Genomic DNA, 18,556 nt, shown 5'->3' with positions numbered 1-18,556 from the left:
GACGGCGAAACCCGGAGAGCCCCGATGGCGCCGCCCGACCTCGATCTGCGCGTCCGATCCGTCGAGACCCCGCTCCTGCGGCGTGAGCTCGCCCGTCTGATCCGCGACGAATTCGAGATCGACGTCACCCCCCTCGACCGCCTCGGTCACGATCCGAGCCTCGTCTCCTTCGGCTGGTGGTCCGGCGACGCGCTCGTCGCCAATGTGAGCCTCGCGCGCGAGACGCCGTGGCTGGCGGGCGAGCGGTGCGAGGCCTTCCATCTCCAGTTCGTGGTGGTCCGTCCCGAATGGCGCGGTCGCGGCCTCTTCCGCGCCCTGATGATCCGCGCCCTCGCCCATGCCGACACCCGCGCCGACCTCGTCCTTCTCGCCACCGAGACGCCCGAGCTCTACGGGCCCTTCGGCTTTCGCCCCTTCGTCGAGACCGCCTTCCTCGGCCCGCTCGCCCCCGGCGGGGCGCGGCCGAACCGGCGCCGCCTCTCGCTCGCCACCGCCGACGACGTCGCCCTGATCCGCGACCTCTTCGCCCGCCGCACCCCCGTCTCGAGGATCTGCGCGGCCGGCACCCATTCCGCGGCCTTCTTCCTGAAGGCGCTCGAGAGTCCGGAGATCGCGTTGATCCATCTCCCCGATCTCGACGCCGTCGTCGCGGTCGAGGAGGACGACCCGGAGGTCTTGTGCCTTCTCGACGTGGTCGCCCCGGCGATCCCGCCGCTCGACACGATCGCCGCCGCCCTCGGTGGCCGCGCGACCCGCGCCCGTGTCCTCGTCACCCCGGACCGGCTCGACTGGCGCCCACAGACGCACGAACCCGAGGAGGCCGGCACCATGACGCGCGGTCCGGTCCCGATCGGCGACACCCCCGTCGTCCTTTCGCCGATGCGGATCTGACGAACGCCCCCCCCCGGAAACGAAAGAGGCCGCCACGGTGTCCCGTGACGGCCTCGTTTCATGTCTTCCTTGCGGCGACCTCAGCCACCGAACGGATTGATCTTCTTCCACAGCGGCTTGTCGTCGCCCGACGTGGGCTGGACGGCGGCGGCCGCCGGATCGGCGGGGGCGCGGCGGGCGCCGAAGGAGAACAGCGAGCCGGTGATCCCGCCGGGCGAGGCCGGAGCGGCCGGCGAGGCTTCCGCCGCCGCCACCTGGGTCGCGGTGAAGCTCTTCGGCGAGGGCTTGGGCAGCGGCGCGGCGATCGGCAGACCGGCGACCGAGAAGTCGGCGACCTCGCTCTGCGACGCCGGCGGCGCGCCGAGCCAGGCGGCGATCTCCGTGCCCGGCTGCGGCTTGGCCTTCTCGCGCGCGTCGGCGACGGCCCGTTCCTCCATCCGGCGCGCCTTGTCCTGATCGTGCCGGGCCTGATCCTCGAGATCGGCGACGGCGACCTTGAAGGCCTTTTCGTCGGAGGCTTCCTTCTCGGCGACCGCGACCTTGATCTCGCTCGGCACGTCGTAGGTCGGGCAGGCGCCGGTCGCATTGAAGGTGGTGGAATTGGGATCGGTGGCGCGCGCGTCGAAGACGTAGTGCTTGTCGCAGACGTCGACCTTCGGCTCGAGCTTCGTCACCTCGAAATGGTCGTAGCCCTTCTTGATCTGCTTCCAGAAGGCGAGATTGGGGTTCTTGCGGTTCTTGGCCAGGTTCTCCGCCGTCATGTGGAACGGGAACGACTGGACCTGGAACGACTTCTGGCCGCCGTTGAAGGCCTCCCGGGCGAGCCCGTAGATCTCCTCGACCTGGGCGTCGGTCATCACGAAACAACCGGCCGAGCCGGTGCAGTTGCCGTGCACCATCACCGCCGCGCCGGTCCGCCCCCAGGCGCGATCGAAGGCGTTGGGATAGCCGACGTCATAGGCGAGGAAGAACTGCGAATTGGGATTCATGCGCGCCGGGGTCACCGTGTAGAAGCCCTCCGGCGACTGCTTGTCGCCTTCGCGAATCTTCGGCCCGAGCGTGCCGCCCCACGAACACATCGGATAGCTCTTGAGCAGGGCGAAGCGGCCGCTCTTGTCGCGCTTCCAGATCTCGAGCGTGTTCTCCTGCTTGAAGGTGCGCACGAGGATCGGATCCTCCTTGCGCATGCCCTTCGAGTCCATCAGCGCGATGGTCTCGGGCTTGAGCGGCCGCAGGTGCTTGGTCCCGCTGCCCAGTCCCGACTGCATGTCGTCCTGGCACGAGGCCACGAGTAAACCGATCGACATGGCCGTGAACAGCCGCAACATCGTCTTGATCGCCATCGAACCACCCGAATGCAGACGCCGTCCCCCTCCGAGCGCCGCGCTCGACGAGGCGCGCCCGCGGGATCGAACCCCGACTCTCCCGCGCTCGGCGACAGATCCGAGCGACGGCCCTTTCGTTCGTCACATTAGGTCTTCGACCTTGCGACTTGGTTACCGAGACGGAAACCTCGTCGGCGCGGCCGGCTTCCCGACATGGACGATAAAGTCTATCTCAAAACCGACTTTACGGCAAAACCGCGTTCCTACCGACGGCGTCCCGTCGCGAAGGTGAACGCCTGCTTTCATCTTCGTACCGAAACGGGACGATCACAACCCCCGGCCGATCGCCAGGAACTTGTCGTGGCGGGCGTCGCGCAGCTGGTCGGACGTCATCTCGCCGAGATCCGCCAGCGCCTGGGCGACCACGTCGCCCGCCGCCGCGATCACCTTCTCGCTCTCGCGATGGGCGCCGCCGACCGGCTCGCCGACGATGCCGTCGATCACCTTGAACTTGAGGAGATCCTGGGCGGTGATCTTCATGCCCGTCGCCGCGTCCTGCGCCCGCGCGCTGTCGCGCCACAGGATCGAGGCCGCGCCCTCCGGCGAGATCACCGAATAGATCGAATGCTCGAGCATGTAGACCCGGTTGGTCGCGGCGATGGCGATCGCCCCGCCCGAACCGCCCTCGCCGATGATCACCGAGACGTTGGGTACGCCGAGACCGAGGCAGGCGTCGGTCGAGCGCGCGATCGCCTCGGCCTGCCCGCGCTCCTCCGCGCCGATGCCCGGATAGGCGCCGGCGGTGTCGACCAGGCTGATCACCGGCAGGCCGAAGCGCTCCGCCGTCTCCATCAGCCGCACCGCCTTGCGGTAGCCCTCGGGCTTGGCCATGCCGAAATTGTGCTTGAGGCGCGAGGCCGTGTCCGAGCCCTTCTCGTGGCCCATGACGCAGACCGGCTGCCCCCGGAACCGCCCGAACCCGCCGACGATCGCCGCGTCCTCGCCGAAGGCGCGATCACCCGCGAGCGGCGTGAAGTCCTCGATCAGCGCCGCGACGTAGTCGGTGAAGTGGGGCCGGTCGGGATGACGCGCCACCTGCGTCTTCTGCCAGGGCGTCAGCTTCTGGTAGAGGTCGTTGAGCGCCTGCGCCGCCTTGGCCTCGAGCTTGGCGATCTCGTCCTGGACGTCGACCGCCTCACCCTTCTCGGCCAGCGTGCGAAGCTCTTGGATCTGCCCCTCGAGATCGGCGACCGGCTTTTCGAATTCGAGATAGCTGCGCATGTCCGAGATGTCCGCTGGGAGAAGGGGGGGACCGTCGAGGAGACGGGCGAGCCGAAGAGCGACCCGGGAGGGCGATCCGTCGAGCCCCTCGCATCCGGGCGCATGAGGGCACGCGCGCCTTCGCGCCGGCTCCCACCGGCGTCGTTCCACGGGCGCAAATCGCCACGCCCGCCCGGCAATGTCAAGCCGAACCCCCGCCGGCCGGCTCTGCGTCCGGCGCCGCCAGCGGGTGATGCGCCTCGACGAGATCGCGCAGACGCTGGTCGAGAACATGGGTGTAGATCTGCGTCGTCGAGATGTCGGCATGCCCGAGCAACTGCTGAACGACGCGCAGATCCGCCCCATGCGCGAGGATGTGGCTGGCGAAGGCGTGACGCAGCACATGCGGCGAGACCGAAGCCGGCGCGAGCCCGATCCGCTCCGCCAGGGCCTTGAGGTCGCGCGCGAAGGCCTGCCGCGTCGTGTGCCCGCTCTCGCTCCACGACGGGAACAGCCACTTCGAGGCCCCGCGTCCGGCCGCGCGGCAGACCTCGAGATACGCCACCATCGCCGTCCGCGCCCGTTCCGACAGCGGCACCAGCCGCTCCTTGTCGCCCTTGCCGCGCACCATCAGGAACGGCGCGTCGCCGCGCGCCGCGCTCGCCGGCAGCGAGACCAGTTCGGAGACGCGCAGGCCCGTCGCGTAGGCGGTCTCGAGCAGCACGTAGAGCCGCAGCGCCCGCCCCCGCTCGGCCGGGCTCGGCTCGGGGTCGCGCGCCTCGAAGGCGTCCGCCCGCGCGGTCTCGATCAGCCGCTCGACGTCGTCCTCGCTCAAGACCTTGGGCAGCGCCTGCCGCTTCTTGGGCGCGTCGATCGTCCCGGTCGGATCGTCGGGCCGCAGTCCCTCGGCGTAGAGAAACCCGTGGAACCTGCGCAGCGCCGAGAGATGGCGCGCCTGGGTCGAGGCGGCGAAGCCCCGGCCCGCCAGATCGCCCATGTGCGCGGCGACGTCCTCGGCCGTCGCCGCGAGCACCCCGCGCCCGCGCCGCGCCAGATGGCCGAGCCAATCGCCGAGATCACGGCCGTAGGCGTCGAGCGTCGCCGCCGCGGCGCCGCGCTCCACCGCCATCATTTCCAGAAAACTCTCGAGGAGATGCGCGTCGCTCATCGTCGCCCTCTCCGCCTCACTTGGCCTCGAGGCGTTCCTGCGGCACCTTGATGACCATCTCGCGCGGATGCGGCTCGACGAAGGTGGCGAGCGACCACACCGCCGCCCCGCTCAGGCCGGCCAGGATCACCAGCCCGACGAAAACCCGGGTCAGGGTCGGCATGACGTTCGATCCTCCTTCGCGAATCGCGGCCGACCTCGGTCGGCCGATCGCCGGCAGAGTTCCCGAACCCGCCCCGCCGCGCAACCCTTCGAGCGTCTCCGCGCTTGACGGGAGGCCATGCTTCGGCCCAAAGCTCCCGAGAGGAAACGCGAGCCCCGGGCGCGTGGGCTCGAGACCCGCGCGGGAGAACCATGAGCCACGAGATTCGGCGCGTCGACGCCGCCACCATCGCCCGGATTCGCGCCGAACTCGGCACCCGTTCGCTCGTCTTCGTCGGCATGATGGGCGCCGGCAAGACCACGCTCGGCCGCCGCGTCGCCGCCCGCCTCGAACTGCCCTTCGCCGATCTCGACCACGAGATCGAGAAGGCGGCCGCCCTCACCGTCGCCGAGATCTTCACCCGCCACGGCGAGGCCCATTTCCGCGACGGCGAACGCCGGGTCGTCGCCCGCCTGCTCGGCCAGGGCCCCCAGGTGCTCGCCACCGGCGGCGGCGCCTTCATGAACGCCGAGACCCGCGCCGCCATCGCCGCCGCCGCGGTCTCCGTGTGGATCGAGGCCGACCCCGCCGTCCTGTTCCAGCGCATCCGCCACAAGCCGACCCGCCCCCTCCTCGCCACGCCCGATCCGGAAGGCACGCTGCGCCGCCTCGTCGCCGAGCGCTATCCGGTCTACGCCCTGGCCGACGTCACCGTTCGTTCGCGCGAAGCCTCCAAGGACGTGATGACCGAGGAGATCCTCGCCGCTCTCGCCGAGCATTTCGCGGGCACGACCGCAGCCGGAGACCCGTCATGACCGCGACCGCCACCGCACCCACCGTGGTGCCCGTCGACCTCGCCGACCGCTCCTACGAGATCCTGATCGGCCCGGCCCTGCTGGCGAACGCCGGCGCCGAACTGGCGCGCCGCTTCCCCGGCGCCCGCTATGCGGTGATCACCGACGAGACCGTCGCCGAGCGCCACCTCGAGACGCTCGCCGCCTCGCTCACCGACGCCGACCTCGCCTTCTCCTCGATCGTCGTCACGCCCGGCGAGGGCTCCAAGAGCTTCGAGATCCTGGAGAGCGTCGTCGACGGCGTGCTCTCCGCCCGCCTCGAGCGCGGCGATCTCCTGATCGCGCTCGGCGGCGGCGTCATCGGCGACCTCGTCGGCTTCGCCGCCGGCATCGTCCGGCGCGGCATGCGCTTCGTGCAGATGCCGACCACGCTGCTCGCCCAGGTCGACAGCTCGGTCGGCGGCAAGACCGGCATCAACACCCGCCACGGCAAGAATCTCGTCGGCCTGTTCCATCAACCCGCGCTGGTCCTCGCCGACACCTCCGCCCTCGACACCCTCGATCCGCGCCATCTGCGCGCCGGCTACGCCGAGGTGGTGAAATACGGCCTGATCGACGACGCCGCCTTCTTCGATTGGCTGGAGGCGAACCGCGCCGAGATCTTCGCCGGCGGCCCCGCCCGCATCGGCGCCATCGCCAGCGCCTGCCGCGCCAAGGCCGGCGTGGTGCGCGTCGACGAGAAGGAGGCCGGCGTCCGCGCGCTCCTCAATCTCGGCCACACCTTCGGCCATGCGCTCGAGACCGCCTGCGGCTACGACGCCGAGCGCCTCGTCCACGGCGAGGCGGTGGCGATCGGCATGGTCCTGGCGCACGAATTCTCCGCCCGGCTGAACCTCGCCTCGCTCGACGACGCCGAGCGGGTCCGCGCCCATCTCGCGAGCGCCGGCCTTCCGACCGCGATCTCCGACGTCCCCGGCGACATCGGCACCGCCGACGATCTGATGCGCTCGATCTTCCAGGACAAGAAGGTCAAGCGCGGCCGGCTGACCTTCATTCTGACGCGCGGCATCGGCGAGGCCTTCGTCGCCGACGACGTCGTGCCCGATCAGGTCCGCGCCTTCCTCGAGGAGAAGCTCGAGGGCTGACCTCGAGGGCCGATGGGGACGCCCCGCCCTCAGGCGGACGACGCGGCGAGCGTCGGCCCGCCGACCGCCTCGACCCGGTCGCGCCCGGCCCGCTTGGCCGCGTAGACGCCGGCATCGGCGCAGGCGATCAGATGATCGAGATCCGGCCCGGTGAGGGCCGGCGCCGCCAGCCCGACGCTGACGGTCACCCCGAGCGGCCGCTCGTCCTCGCCGACCGCGAGGCGAGCGAAGGCCCGGCGGATCTCCTCGGCCACCCGCCGGCCGGCGACGAAATCCCGATCGGCCAGGAACAGCACGAATTCCTCGCCGCCCCAGCGCGCGAAGAGATCCTCTGGACCCAGCCCCTCCTCGACCAGCCGGGCGAAGGCGATCAGCACCTCGTCGCCGAGCGCGTGACCATGGGTGTCGTTGATCGCCTTGAAATGATCGATGTCGAAGAACATCAGCGTGCCCGCGTCGGGCGCCCGCTCCAACCGCTCGCGCGCCCGGGTCACGAAGGCCCGCCGCGACAGAGCGCCGGTGAGATCGTCGCGTTCCGCCGCCCGCCGATGGTGCATGTTGGAACGCTCCGACGACATCGCCAGGAGGAAATGGGCGCAGATCAGCCCGACCACCAGCACGCCCAGCCCGAGCCAGGTGACCCAACTCGATTCGATCGAAGCGAGGCCGCGCAACTCGACCGGCGCGATCATCATGAGAACGCCGCGCAGCGACAGGATCGTCCCGACGGTGGCGAAGGCGGCGATCGCCCGGCCCCGCGACGGCAGCCGCTCGCCGCCCGCGTCCCGTTGCAGCGTCCGCGCGACCATCGCGCAATAGACCGCGCAGAGCACCGAGGCGGCGATCACCCGCAGGTCGAACCGCTCCATGAACGTCGGCCACCGGCACAGGAACAGCCAGAGCCCCGCCCCGCACAACGCGACGCCCCAGCCCGGCGTGCGGCCGCAGAACCGCCGCGCGCCGGTATGGAGGAGCCCGTAGCTCGCCAGGATGATCGCGTTCGCGATCGCGATCGACCACACGTCGCCGATCCGATCGCGCAGCGACAGCAGCACCACGCCGGGGACCAGGATCAGAAAACCGAGACCCCAATCGAGCCGCTCGCGCGCGGTCCGGTCGTCCCACCAGCTGACGAGGAACAACAGCCCCATCGATCCGAGGATCAGGGTCGACACCAGAAGCAACGTGTGGATGTCGATCGCGAGCATCGATGAGGCCGGGGGTTGCGGGACCATCTTGAATCTCTCACGATCACCAGGATCGAGGAGCCCTCAGTATTCTCCGGGATCCCCGAACAGAGAATTAACGCCCCGGAAGAACACGGTTGCAACAACAATTTTCACGCGCATTCCCTTAGGATATCACACCGGATCGGCTTCGATCGAGAGCGCGTGGACCCGCTCCGCCAGCTCGTCCTTGACCACCTCGTGGATCATCCGATGGCGCTGCACCCGCGACACGCCGGCGAAGGCCGGGGCGACGATCCGGACCAGAAAATGCGTCTCGCCGTCGTGATGGTGGCCGCCGTGACCGTGATGGCTCTCCGATTCGTCCACGACGTCGAGAAAGGTCGGGGAGAAGGCGGCGGTGAGCTTGTCGATCATGCGCTGGCGATAGGTCATGGCGAAATCCGATTTCGGTGGCGTCGACCTCATGTTAACCCTGTGGCGCTCTGATCGGAACCGATCCGTGCGCCCCGTCCCTTCACGTCGTCGCGTTCGATCTTGAAGCCGTCCGCCCGAAACCCCATGATCGCTCGATGACCCTGGACTTCGACCTCTTCGAACACATCCGCATCCGGCCCGACCCCGAGCGTGTGGCGCGTCGGTCCCTGCCGCCGTGCGAATGGGAAGGCTGCGACGCCGCCGCCACCCATCGCGCGCCGAAGGGCCGCGACCGCGAGGGGCAGTATCACCGTTTCTGCCTCGACCACGTCCGCCTCTACAACAAGTCCTACAACTACTTCTCCGGCATGCCCGAGGAGGCCGTCGCCGATTTCCAGAAGGACGCCGGCATCGGCCACCGTCCCACCTGGAACATGGGGGTCAATCCCGATTCGCAGGCCGGTCGCGCCCGCGCGCGGAGCGACGACTTCGAGATCCCGAAGAACTGGTCGCGCCGCTCCGGCGATCCGCGCCTGCAGTTCGGCCGTGGCCGCCCGCACATGGCTCGGCCGCAGCCGACCCGACGCGCCAAACCCCTGGAGAAGAAGGCGCTCGAGACCCTCGGCCTGCCCGAGACCGCCGCCGCGGAGGAAATTCGCGCCCGCTACAAGGATCTGGTCAAGCGTCACCACCCCGACGCCAACGGCGGCGACCGCTCCCAGGAGGCCCGCCTCCAGGAGATCATTCAGGCCCACAAGCTGTTGCGGACCGCCGGCCTGTGCTGACCACCCCCCGGCCTTGCCGCGGAACGCGTTTCACGCATGGGTGCCATTCGTCTTCCGCCACGCGCGGACGATGACGACGGCATGACTGGTGCGCGCGCGTCCACCCGGCTAGAGTGCCGACCGACCGCAACGACGACCCCCCGGTGGCGACCGCGACCAGACCTCTCCGCCCGAGGCGCAGGGATGACCGCCGGGACGGAGGAATGATGAGCGACCCCGAGAAGACCGCCGGCCTGCCCGACACCACCGTTTCCGTTCGCGACACTTTCGGTTTCGAAAGCGATCTGAGGGTTCCCGCCTACAAAGAGCCGAACGAATACGTCCCCGATCTCGATCCGGACTATCTGTTCGATCGCGACACGACCCTCGCCATTCTCGCCGGCTTCGCCCGCAACCGCCGCGTGATGGTCACCGGCTTCCACGGCACCGGCAAGTCGACCCACATCGAGCAAGTCGCCGCCCGCCTCAACTGGCCCTGCGTGCGCGTCAACCTCGACAGCCACATCTCCCGCATCGACCTGATCGGCAAGGACGCCATCGTCGTGCGTGACGGCATGCAGGTGACCGAATTCCGCGACGGCATCCTGCCCTGGGCCTATCAGAACAACGTCGCCCTGGTCTTCGACGAATACGACGCCGGCCGCCCGGACGTGATGTTCGTCATCCAGCGCGTGCTGGAGAGCTCCGGCCGCCTGACGCTGCTCGACCAGAACCGCGTGATCAAGCCGCACCCCGCCTTCCGCCTCTTCGCCACCGCGAACACGATCGGCCTCGGCGACACCTCCGGCCTCTATCACGGCACGCAGCAGATCAATCAGGCGCAGATGGACCGCTGGTCGATCGTCACCACGCTGAACTATCTGCCGCACGACGAGGAGGTCGGCATCGTCCTCTCCAAGGCGCGGCACTATCGCAACGACGCCGGCCGCGACATCGTCTCCAAGATGGTCCGCGTCGCCGACATGACCCGCAACGCCTTCGTCTCCGGCGAACTCTCCACCGTGATGAGCCCGCGCACGGTCATCACCTGGGCGGAGAACGCCGAGATCTTCGGCGACGTCGGTTTCGCGCTGCGCGTCACCTTCCTCAACAAGTGCGACGAGACCGAACGCCCGAAGGTCGCCGAGTTCTACCAGCGCTGCTTCGGCAAGGATCTGCCGGAGAGCGCGATCAACGTCGTGCTGAGCTGAGGAACGAGGCCGCGAACCGCCGATGGCGCCCAAAGACAAGTCCCCTTCGCCGAACGAGCCCTTCAAACAGGCGCTGACCGCCTGTATGCGGGCGATTTCGCGCGTGCCGGATCTCGAGGTCGCCTTCGGCACCGATCGCCCGGCCATCACCGGCCACACCGCCCGCCTGCCCGAGCCGACGCGCAAGCTCTCGCGCGAGGAGGCCCGCGTGTTGCGCGGTCAGGCCGATTCGATGGCGCTGCGCCTCGCCGCCCACGACGCCTCCGTCCACCGTCACTACATGCCGGAGGGCGCGGATGCCCGCGCGGTCTGGGAGGCGGTCGAGCAGGCGCGCTGCGAGGCGATCGGCGCCCGCCGCATGGAGGGCGTCAAGGCGAACCTCTCGGCGATGCTCGAGGCGCGTTACGCCAAGATGCAGGCCGCCGACGTCACCGACCGCGCCGACGCGCCGCTCGCCGACGCGCTCGCCCTGATGGTGCGCGAGCGCCTGACCCGTCAGGCCCCGCCGCTCGCCGCCGCCCGCATCGTCGACCTCTGGCGTCCGCAGATCGAACAAAAGGCGATGGCCGCCCTCGATCGGCTCGAGGGCACGATCGAGGATCAGAAGGCCTTCGCCCACGTCGTCCGCGACATTCTCTCCGCCCTCGACATGGCCGAGGACCTCGGCGACGAGCCGGAGGAGAGCGAGGAGGCCGAAGGCGCCGACGAGAACCAGGGCGACGACCAGGAACAGTCGGGCGAGCCGGAGAACCAGGACGGATCCGACCGTTCCGAGGCCACCGCCTCCGAGAGCGCCGGCGACGAGCAGGAGGAGGGCGACGCCGAGGCCGCCGACGGCTACGCCGACGAGACCGCCGAGGAGGACGGCACCGAGAGCGAGGCCGCCTCCGAGGCGCGCCGCCCGGAGCAGCCGCAGAACAGCCGCCCGATCGACGACTACAAGGTCTTCACCACCCGCTTCGACGAGGTGATTCACGCCGACGAGCTCTGCGAGGTGCCCGAGCTCGAGCGCCTGCGCGCCTATCTCGACAAGCAGCTGGCGCCGCTCCAGGGCGCCGTCGCCCGCCTCGCCAACCGCCTCCAGCGCAAGCTGATGGCGCAGCAGAACCGCTCGTGGATGTTCGACCTCGAGGAGGGCGTGCTCGACACCTCCCGCCTCGTGCGCGTCGTCATCGATCCGATGGCGCCGCTCTCGTTCAAGCGCGAGAAGGACACCGACTTCCGCGACACCATCGTCACGCTGCTCATCGACAATTCCGGCTCGATGCGCGGCCGTCCGATCACCGTGGCGGCGACCTGCGTCGACATTCTCGCCCGCACGCTGGAGCGCTGCGGCGTCAAGGTCGAGATCCTCGGCTTCACCACCAAGGCGTGGAAGGGCGGACAGTCGCGCGAGGCCTGGCTCCAGGCCGGCAAGCCCGCGACCCCCGGCCGCCTCAACGACCTGCGCCACATCGTCTACAAGGCCGCCGACGCGCCCTGGCGCCGCTCGCGCCGCAATCTCGGCCTGATGATGCGCGAGGGGCTCCTCAAGGAGAACATCGACGGCGAGGCTCTGGATTGGGCCCATCAGCGCCTGCTCGGTCGGTCGGAGAGTCGCCGCATTCTGATGATGATCTCCGACGGCGCGCCGGTCGACGACTCGACCCTCTCGGTCAACCCCGGCAACTATCTCGAGCGCCACCTGCGCCGGGTCATCGAGGACATCGAGACGCGGTCGCCGGTGGAACTGATCGCCATCGGCATCGGCCACGACGTCACCCGCTACTACAAGCGCGCCGTGACGATCGTCGACGCCGAGGAACTGGCAGGGGCCATGACCGACCAACTCGCCTCCCTCTTCGACGAGAACGCCCGCGGCGAACCCGCCGCCGGCCGTCGGCCGGCTCCGCGTCGTCGATGGGCCTGATCCGCTGGGGCCTCGCCTCCGCCGCCGTGTGTGTCGCGCTGGTCGTCGGCGTGGCGCCGAGCCTCATGCCCGGCACCACCGAGGTCGAGGCCGCCTTCACCGCGCCGCGCGGACTGACCGTCGAGGCGCGCCCGATCGTGGCCTTTCGCCCGTCCGAACCCGAGCGGCGGCGCTTCGGCGGGCTCGACTTCGTCGGCGGTCTGGTGCTGAAGAGCCGCGATCGCGCCTTCGGCGGCCTCTCCGGCCTGCGCACCCTCGATCACGGCCGCCGCCTCCTCGCCATCTCCGACGAGGGCTCGTGGTTCACCGCCCGCCTCGCCACCGACGCGGCCGGCCGCCCGACCGCCGTGACCGACGCGGTCGTCGCCCCCCTTCTCGACGAGGCCCGCCGCCCCTTTCGCGGCAAATATTCCCGCGACGCCGAGAGCCTGTCGCTGCGCCCCGTCGGCGACGGCTGGGAGGCCCGGGTCGGCTTCGAGCGGCGCCACCGCGTCGTCGCCTATCGCGCCACCGGCCCGGTCGAGGACCTCGTCCGCGCACCCGGCCGCGCGATCACCATTCCCGTCGAGATCGGCGCCCTGCCCACCAACGAGGGACTCGAGGCGATCGCCGACACGCCCGCCGGCGCCCCCCTGGTGCTGATCGCCGAGACGCCCGAGCCCGGCGCCGAGACCGATCCCGGCTGGATCCTCGGCGGCCCCGCGCCCGGCCGCTTCCGCCTCGCCACCAGCGACGGCTTCGCGGTCACCGATGCCGCCGTCCTGCCCTCCGGCGATCTCCTCGTCCTTCAGCGCCGGCTCGCCTGGTACGGCGCCTTCGCCATGCGCCTCGTCCGGATCGCGCGGACCGATCTCGTCCCCGGACGGGTCGTCACCGGCGACCTCGTCTACGAAAGCGGCGGCGGCGACGAGATCGACAACATGGAGGGCCTCGCCGTCGACGTCGACACCGACGGCGCGACCCTGATCACGCTCGTCTCCGACGACAACTTCTTCTGGCTGCAGCGCACGCTGCTCCTGCGCTTCCGGCTCGTCGACTCCTCGGCGAAAACGTGATCCGATTAACGCTTCGATAAGGTTACCCCGCCACAAATGGGGGCGGACGCGATCCCCGTCGGGCCGCGTCGATCGATCAGCGTGAAGTACGTTTCCCCGCTCGGGAACCGGAGGTGTTTAGGATGTTTTCCCGTCGTGAGACCCTCGCCGGGACGGCCGCGGCCGGCGCGACCCTGTTTCTCGCCTGCGCCACCGCCCTGCCCGCCGCGGCCGAGACCACGGTCGAGGCGACCTACGCGGCGACGCTCGCCGGCTTTCCGGTCGGTTCGGGAACCCTGACCTTCGACGCCGCCTCGAACGGCGACTGGCGCGCCGCCGTCGACGCCCAGGTGCGCGGCCTCGCCACCATCGTCGCCAATCGCACCGCCTCGGCCAGCGCCTCCGGCCGCGCCGGCCCCAAGGCCATGCTCTCCAAGGACTACGCGCTGCGGATCGAAGGCGGCGCCGAACCCAATCGGGTCGACATCGACTTCGCCGGCGCCAACGTCAAGGCGGTCTCGGCGACCGAGCTGCACTTCCCCGGCTGGGATCGCCGCATTCCGCTCCTGCCCGAGCACAAGAAGGGGGTGATCGATCCGCTCGCCGCCTTCGTTCTGCCGCTCGCCCCCGGTCAGGACGCGATGGCCCAGGCCAATTGCGACCACACCGCCAAGGTCTTCGACGGCCGCGTCCGCTACGACCTGCGCATGACCTACGGCGCGCGCATGGAGGTCCAGGGCAAGCAGGGTTATTCCGGCCCGGCACTCGTCTGCGCCGTCGCCTATCGCCCGATCGCCGGCTATCGCCCGCTGTCGCCGGCCGAGGAGAAGTTCGAGCGCAATCTCGAATTCTCGATCTGGTTCGTGCCCGCCGGCGACGCCCGCATGATGATCCCCTACAAGGTCGTGGTCGGCACGCCCGTCGGCCTGCTCCAGGTCTATGCCCATTCCTTCACCGTGAAGGGCACCCAGACCGCCGAGGACACCACCGCCTCGATCCCCACCAAGAAGCGCTGAGGGACCGCGCCGCGCGGGCCCGGCCACGAAGCTCGACGAACGAAAGAGGCCCCGGATCGCTCCGGGGCCTCTTTCGTTTCACGTCGTCGGGATCCGATCGCCTCAGGCGGCGGTCGCCATCCGATCCGGGATCGGCCACAGGAGGTTCATCACCAGCCGGTAGGGCACCAGGAACAGCGCGGCGAAGGCGAGCTTCACCGAAAAGTCGGCGAGCGCCCAGGAGACCCAGCGCGCCGCCTCGACACCGGCGGTGCCGAGCAGGGTCGCGCTCTCCGCCGAGAACGGATCGGCGGCGCCGAGGAAGCCGAAGAGCCCGGCGAAGGCGAGCGAGAAGAACACCGTCGTATCGGTCGCCGAGCCGAGCAGCGAGCCGACGAACGGCGCCTTCCACCACCCCGAGCGGCGCAGCCGGTCGAACACCGTCACGTCCAGCAGCTGCCCGACCAGGAAGGCGGTCGCCGAGGCGATCGCGATGCGCGGGGTCGCCAGCGCCACCGACAGCACCACCGCCATCAGGAATCCGACCACGATCACCCGACGCGCCACCGCGACGCCGAAGCGGCGATTGGTGAGATCGGTGACCAGGAAGGCGGCCGGATAGGTGAAGGCGCCCCAGGTGAGGAGATCCGCCAGATCGAGCCCGCCGATCGTCGCCTGGACCGGATATTGGACCAGGATGTTCGACGAGACGACCACGGCCACCATCGCGGCGATCGCGGTGACCCAGGCCGAACGCGGAACGCCGCCCGCCGGGATCCCGGGGGCGGCGCCTGCGGTCACGAGGACCGAGGTGTCGCGATCGTTCACGCGGCCGCCTTCGCGGCCTGCGCCTTGGCGATCTCGCGCTTCAGCACGCGGGCGCGCGGGCTCAGCTCGAGCTCGGCCGCCTTGGCGAGGAACGCGTCGATACCGCCGCGATGCTCGACCGAACGCAGCGCGTGGGCCGAGATGCGGAGGCGCACGCCTTCGCCCAGAGCCTCGGAGAGCAGCGTCACCGAGACGAGGTTGGGCAGAAAGCGCCGACGGGTACGGTTGTTGGCGTGGCTGACGTTGTTGCCGGTCAGCACGGCCTTGCCGGTCAATTCACAGCGACGAGCCATGATGTCATATCCTTCTCGAGGCCGGTTCCGAAGAGAGGAGCCGGGTTCCACGTCTCACGAGGTGTCGGAAAAAGTTGCTCTCCTATAGTGACGGGAGGCGGGGGCGTCAAGTCTCGTCGCCGGCTTCTTCGCCACCACACCCGCGCTCGCCGCGAAATCGCCGCTTCCCCCGGTCATGGAAGGGCACTCCCCCGTTTCGAAGGTTCGCGATGTCCCGCTTCCCCCTCGCCGCCGCGGCGCTCGCCGCGCCCCTCGCCCTGGCTCTCCTCACCCCCGCCGGTCCAGCCTCGGCCGCGGAGGCGGCGCTGCCCCCGGCGGCCCTCCATTACGGCCTCACCGTGGCCGGCCTGCCGATCGCCCGCGCCGACCTCTCCCTCGACGATCGCGGCGGCCGCTACGACGCCGACGTCGAATGGCGCACCGTCGGCATCGCCGGGATCTTCGCCGCCGCCTCCGGCAAGGTCGCGGCCCAGGGCCGGCTCGTCGGCGGGCGGCCCCACCCGCGCGCCTATCGCCTGATCGAACGCAACGGCGACACCCCCTTCGACGTCGCCATGGCGCTCTCCGGCGGCCGCGTCGGCCGGCTCGTGGTCGAGCCCCCCGCCAAGATCGGCGAGGACATCGTGCCCGTCGAGGCCGAACACCTGCGCGGCGTGATCGACCCACTCTCCGCCGCCCTGATCCCCGGCTCCACGCCGGCCTCGGCGGTCTGCGACCGCACCCTGCCGATCTTCGACGGCTGGAGCCGCTGGGACGTCCGCCTCACCGCGAAGACCACCCTGGAGACAGCCCCGACCGGCATGCGCGGCCCCACCGTGGTCTGTTCCGCCCGCTGGGTGCCGATCGCCGGCCATCGCGAGGGGCACCGCTCGGTGCGCTACATGGCCGAGAACCGCGACCTCGAGGTGCGCCTCGCCCGTCTGCCCGATCGCGACCTGTGGCTCCCGGTCGAGGCCTCCGTCGGCACCATGATCGGCACCGCCCGCGCCACCCTCGAGACCGTGACGACCGGCGGCCGCTGACGCCGGCGCCGGCGCCCGCCCCGGCTGCGTTCCGTCCCGTCGTGGCACGAAATCGTATACGGCGGCGGACCCTCCTCGGCCGCGTCCGACGGCGGCGTCCCTCGATCTCGTGGCGAGCCCCATCGGCCCCACCAGATCTCGAGAAAACAAGACGAGAACATCGACGAGTCCGTGATTCGTCGCCCCTGCGTTCCCGGTTTCTCGGCTTCTCGAGCGCGGCCACGGGTGCGACCAGGCCGCGTCTTCATCCTTTGCTCGAGACCGCGCCGCGTTCCGCCTCTCTCGCGCCGAACCGACATCCGGCACCGCCCCCCGCCACGACGACGCGCGCCGTCCCAATGCGGCACGCAAGGATGAACGGCACCGCCGGACGGTACGCGCCCGCGCGCCTCGGCCGATCCAGATCTCGTGGGTCGCGGCACGGTACCCCCCATATGGACCGGGGATGAAACCGGAACATCGCCCGGTCCGTGATTCGTCGATGCTCCGTTCCGGCTTCCTTCGAAATCTCCATCGCCGCCGTCCTTGTCCCTCGATCGGCCGCGCCAGCGGAGCCGCGACGGTCGCCGCGACCGTCTCCTTTCGGCACGCTCGCCTTACCGGCATCGCGCGCGGCGTCCGTCCCGGCCGCCGCCCCGCGCCGACCCACCCCCAGATACGGGACCGACCGTTCCTCCAGAGACCACATCTCGAGGAAACACAGCCGGAACATCGCGGAAGCAGTGATTCGTCGCCGTCCCGTTCCCGCTTTCGGCGGATCGTGAACGGCGACGCCGTTCGGCAGGGATCGCGTCGCCGAGATCGGGATCGGGCTTGCGTCCGGCCGCCGCGTCGGACCATGGTCGCGCGGAACCGCAGGCGGGAGACGACGATGACGACGAGGGACAATCCGATCGAGCGGATCGGCTGGGCGCGGCTGGGCCTCGTCGTCGGGCTCGTTCTCTTCGTCGGTCTCGGCGTCCAGGCGATCGTCAAGCACGACGCCGAATGGGCGCAGGTCTTCGTCGTGGCCGGCCGTCAACTCTGGCGCGGCGAGGATTTCTACGCCGCCGGCACGCTCTATCTCTATCCGCCCTTCGGTGCCCTGGTCGGCCTTCTCTTCGCGCCGCTGCCGGAATGGGCGGTGCGTCTCTCCTGGTATCTGGTCGACGTCGCCGCCGTGATCGCCCTCGCCGTCGCCGCCTGGCGGCTCTCCGGCGGCGGCGCGCTCGAGGCGCCGTCGCGCCGGACCCGCGACGACTGGACGATCGTCGCCCTCGGCGCCGTCGTCGCCGTGCCCTTCGCCTGGAACACGCTGCTGCACCAACAGGCCGATCTCGTCATCGACGCCCTGGTGGCCCTCGGCGCGCTCATGGCCCTGCGGCGCCGGCCGATCCTCGCCGGCGTGCTGATCGGCCTCGGCGCCGCCTTCAAGGGCCCGCCGCTCCTCTTCGTCGTCTATTTCCTGTGGCGCCGCGAGTGGCTCGCCGCGCTCGCCCTGGTCGCGACCGCCGTCGGCGTCAATCTCCTGCCCGATCTCGTCGCCCGCGCCCCCGAGGGCGGCACCTGGGTCGGCCTGTGGCTCGGCCGCTGGGTCCTGCCGGCGACCGGCGTCGACACCGCGCTCGGCAGTTGGGGCACTGCGCTGATCTTCAATCAGTCGCTCTCCGGCACCGTCCAGCGCCTCGCCAACACCATGCTCGTCGCCGGCGACGGCGGCCTCGTCGTCGCCGCCAAGGCGACGTTGATCGAGACCCGTCCCCTGAAGGCGATCACCTACGGCCTGATGGGCCTCCTCGGGCTCGCGACCTTCGTCGCCTCGATCCTCGGCGACATCGGCCGCAAGGGCACCACCCCCTCCGCCGAGACCACGGCGCGGGCGACCGAACTGGCGATCGTGCCGCTCCTGATGCTGTTGTTCTCGCCGATGTCGGGCCTCGCCCATTTCCCCATCGTCGCGCTCGCGGCGCTGATCCTGGCGCGCCGCGCCGTGATCGCCCGCGACCACCGCGCCGCCCTCCCCCTCGGCGTCGCCGTGGTGATGGCGGTCCTCGTCAACAAGGATCTGGTCGGCGCGACGATCTACGACGCGGTCCTGTGGTCCGGCGCGGCGACGATCGCCGCGCTGGCGCTGTGGTTCGGCTGCGTGCTGGTGCTGGCGCGGGGCGAGGACTGCCCCGCCTGAGACGCGC

Annotated in this window: 18 protein-coding genes; 10 read left to right on the top strand and 8 right to left on the bottom strand. The window is 70.4% G+C overall.

All coding sequences use genetic code 11. The annotated features are described in order from the left end of the window. Nucleotides 1-24 precede the first annotated feature (24 nt). On the top strand, nucleotides 25-891 hold the full coding sequence (locus tag J3S89_RS01815; protein WP_217925766.1) for a GNAT family N-acetyltransferase: 867 nt from the start codon (nucleotides 25-27) through the stop codon (nucleotides 889-891). A gap of 80 nt (nucleotides 892-971) precedes the next feature. Here J3S89_RS01815 and J3S89_RS01810 read toward each other — a convergent pair whose 3' ends face one another. The 4 genes from J3S89_RS01810 to J3S89_RS01795 all read right to left on the bottom strand — a co-directional run bounded on the left by J3S89_RS01810 (nucleotide 972) and on the right by J3S89_RS01795 (nucleotide 4,807). After that, on the bottom strand, nucleotides 972-2,234 hold the full coding sequence (locus J3S89_RS01810; RefSeq protein ID WP_217925765.1) for a L,D-transpeptidase family protein: 1,263 nt from the start codon (nucleotides 2,232-2,234) through the stop codon (nucleotides 972-974). 309 nt (nucleotides 2,235-2,543) lie between these two features. After that, nucleotides 2,544-3,497 carry an acetyl-CoA carboxylase carboxyltransferase subunit alpha gene (locus tag J3S89_RS01805; protein WP_217925764.1) on the bottom strand — a complete coding sequence of 318 codons (954 nt, stop codon included), beginning with the start codon at nucleotides 3,495-3,497 and terminating at the stop codon, nucleotides 2,544-2,546. A 181-nt stretch (nucleotides 3,498-3,678) separates the two neighbouring features. Next, nucleotides 3,679-4,644 (bottom strand): site-specific tyrosine recombinase XerD, encoded by a 966-nt coding sequence (locus J3S89_RS01800; protein ID WP_217925763.1) that lies wholly within the window; start codon nucleotides 4,642-4,644, stop codon nucleotides 3,679-3,681. A gap of 16 nt (nucleotides 4,645-4,660) precedes the next feature. Beyond that, nucleotides 4,661-4,807: a histidine kinase gene (locus J3S89_RS01795; protein WP_217925762.1), complete on the bottom strand. Its 147-nt coding sequence runs from the start codon at nucleotides 4,805-4,807 to the stop codon at nucleotides 4,661-4,663. 191 nt (nucleotides 4,808-4,998) lie between these two features. Between J3S89_RS01795 and J3S89_RS01790 the strand changes: the two genes are divergently transcribed. Both J3S89_RS01790 and aroB read left to right on the top strand, forming a co-directional pair. Beyond that, nucleotides 4,999-5,601 (top strand): shikimate kinase, encoded by a 603-nt coding sequence (locus J3S89_RS01790; protein WP_217925761.1) that lies wholly within the window; start codon nucleotides 4,999-5,001, stop codon nucleotides 5,599-5,601. Further along, the gene (gene aroB, locus J3S89_RS01785; protein WP_217925760.1) at nucleotides 5,598-6,725 is read left to right on the top strand and encodes a 3-dehydroquinate synthase; all 1,128 of its coding nucleotides are present in this window, start codon (nucleotides 5,598-5,600) and stop codon (nucleotides 6,723-6,725) included. Before J3S89_RS01790 ends, aroB begins: the two co-directional genes overlap by 4 nt. A 29-nt stretch (nucleotides 6,726-6,754) precedes the next feature. Here the strand turns inward: aroB and J3S89_RS01780 are convergent, their stop codons facing one another. Next, nucleotides 6,755-7,960: a GGDEF domain-containing protein gene (locus J3S89_RS01780; RefSeq protein ID WP_217925759.1), complete on the bottom strand. Its 1,206-nt coding sequence runs from the start codon at nucleotides 7,958-7,960 to the stop codon at nucleotides 6,755-6,757. A gap of 126 nt (nucleotides 7,961-8,086) precedes the next feature. Further along, nucleotides 8,087-8,347: a BolA family protein gene (locus J3S89_RS01775; protein ID WP_217925758.1), complete on the bottom strand. Its 261-nt coding sequence runs from the start codon at nucleotides 8,345-8,347 to the stop codon at nucleotides 8,087-8,089. Nucleotides 8,348-8,484: 137 nt separating this feature from the next. Here J3S89_RS01775 and J3S89_RS01770 point away from each other — a divergent pair, with 137 nt between their 5' ends. The 5 genes from J3S89_RS01770 to J3S89_RS01750 all read left to right on the top strand — a co-directional run bounded on the left by J3S89_RS01770 (nucleotide 8,485) and on the right by J3S89_RS01750 (nucleotide 14,263). Then, nucleotides 8,485-9,114 carry a J domain-containing protein gene (locus J3S89_RS01770; RefSeq protein ID WP_217925757.1) on the top strand — a complete coding sequence of 210 codons (630 nt, stop codon included), beginning with the start codon at nucleotides 8,485-8,487 and terminating at the stop codon, nucleotides 9,112-9,114. A 203-nt stretch (nucleotides 9,115-9,317) separates the two neighbouring features. After that, entirely contained in the window at nucleotides 9,318-10,304 is a 987-nt protein-coding gene (cobS, locus tag J3S89_RS01765) for a cobaltochelatase subunit CobS (protein WP_420801285.1), read from the top strand. A 22-nt stretch (nucleotides 10,305-10,326) separates the two neighbouring features. Then, the gene (gene cobT / locus J3S89_RS01760; protein ID WP_217925755.1) at nucleotides 10,327-12,213 is read left to right on the top strand and encodes a cobaltochelatase subunit CobT; all 1,887 of its coding nucleotides are present in this window, start codon (nucleotides 10,327-10,329) and stop codon (nucleotides 12,211-12,213) included. Continuing rightward, nucleotides 12,204-13,268, top strand: coding sequence for an esterase-like activity of phytase family protein (locus J3S89_RS01755; RefSeq protein WP_217925754.1), 1,065 nt, complete (start codon nucleotides 12,204-12,206; stop codon nucleotides 13,266-13,268). Before cobT ends, J3S89_RS01755 begins: the two co-directional genes overlap by 10 nt. 122 nt (nucleotides 13,269-13,390) lie before the next feature. Then, the gene (locus J3S89_RS01750; RefSeq protein ID WP_217925753.1) at nucleotides 13,391-14,263 is read left to right on the top strand and encodes a DUF3108 domain-containing protein; all 873 of its coding nucleotides are present in this window, start codon (nucleotides 13,391-13,393) and stop codon (nucleotides 14,261-14,263) included. Nucleotides 14,264-14,365: 102 nt separating this feature from the next. On the opposite strand, the gene J3S89_RS01745 is transcribed toward J3S89_RS01750, so the two are convergent. Then, entirely contained in the window at nucleotides 14,366-14,968 is a 603-nt protein-coding gene (locus J3S89_RS01745; protein WP_217925803.1) for a queuosine precursor transporter, read from the bottom strand. 98 nt (nucleotides 14,969-15,066) lie between these two features. Then, nucleotides 15,067-15,363, bottom strand: a complete 297-nt coding sequence (gene rpmB / locus J3S89_RS01740; protein WP_217925752.1) for a 50S ribosomal protein L28 — start codon at nucleotides 15,361-15,363, stop codon at nucleotides 15,067-15,069. Between the two features lie 209 nt (nucleotides 15,364-15,572). On the opposite strand from rpmB, the gene J3S89_RS01735 reads away from it, so the two are divergent. Both J3S89_RS01735 and J3S89_RS01730 read left to right on the top strand, forming a co-directional pair. Then, nucleotides 15,573-16,385 carry a DUF3108 domain-containing protein gene (locus tag J3S89_RS01735; protein ID WP_217925751.1) on the top strand — a complete coding sequence of 271 codons (813 nt, stop codon included), beginning with the start codon at nucleotides 15,573-15,575 and terminating at the stop codon, nucleotides 16,383-16,385. Between the two features lie 871 nt (nucleotides 16,386-17,256). Continuing rightward, nucleotides 17,257-18,549, top strand: a complete 1,293-nt coding sequence (locus tag J3S89_RS01730; RefSeq protein ID WP_217925750.1) for a glycosyltransferase family 87 protein — start codon at nucleotides 17,257-17,259, stop codon at nucleotides 18,547-18,549. Nucleotides 18,550-18,556: the final 7 nt, after the last annotated feature.

Source organism: Pinisolibacter aquiterrae (assembly GCF_019160155.1).
GTDB classification, from domain to species: domain Bacteria; phylum Pseudomonadota; class Alphaproteobacteria; order Rhizobiales; family Ancalomicrobiaceae; genus Pinisolibacter; species Pinisolibacter aquiterrae.
The sequence above is the reverse complement of the archived record's forward strand: the minus strand, read 5'-3'. Positions and strand labels throughout refer to the sequence as shown.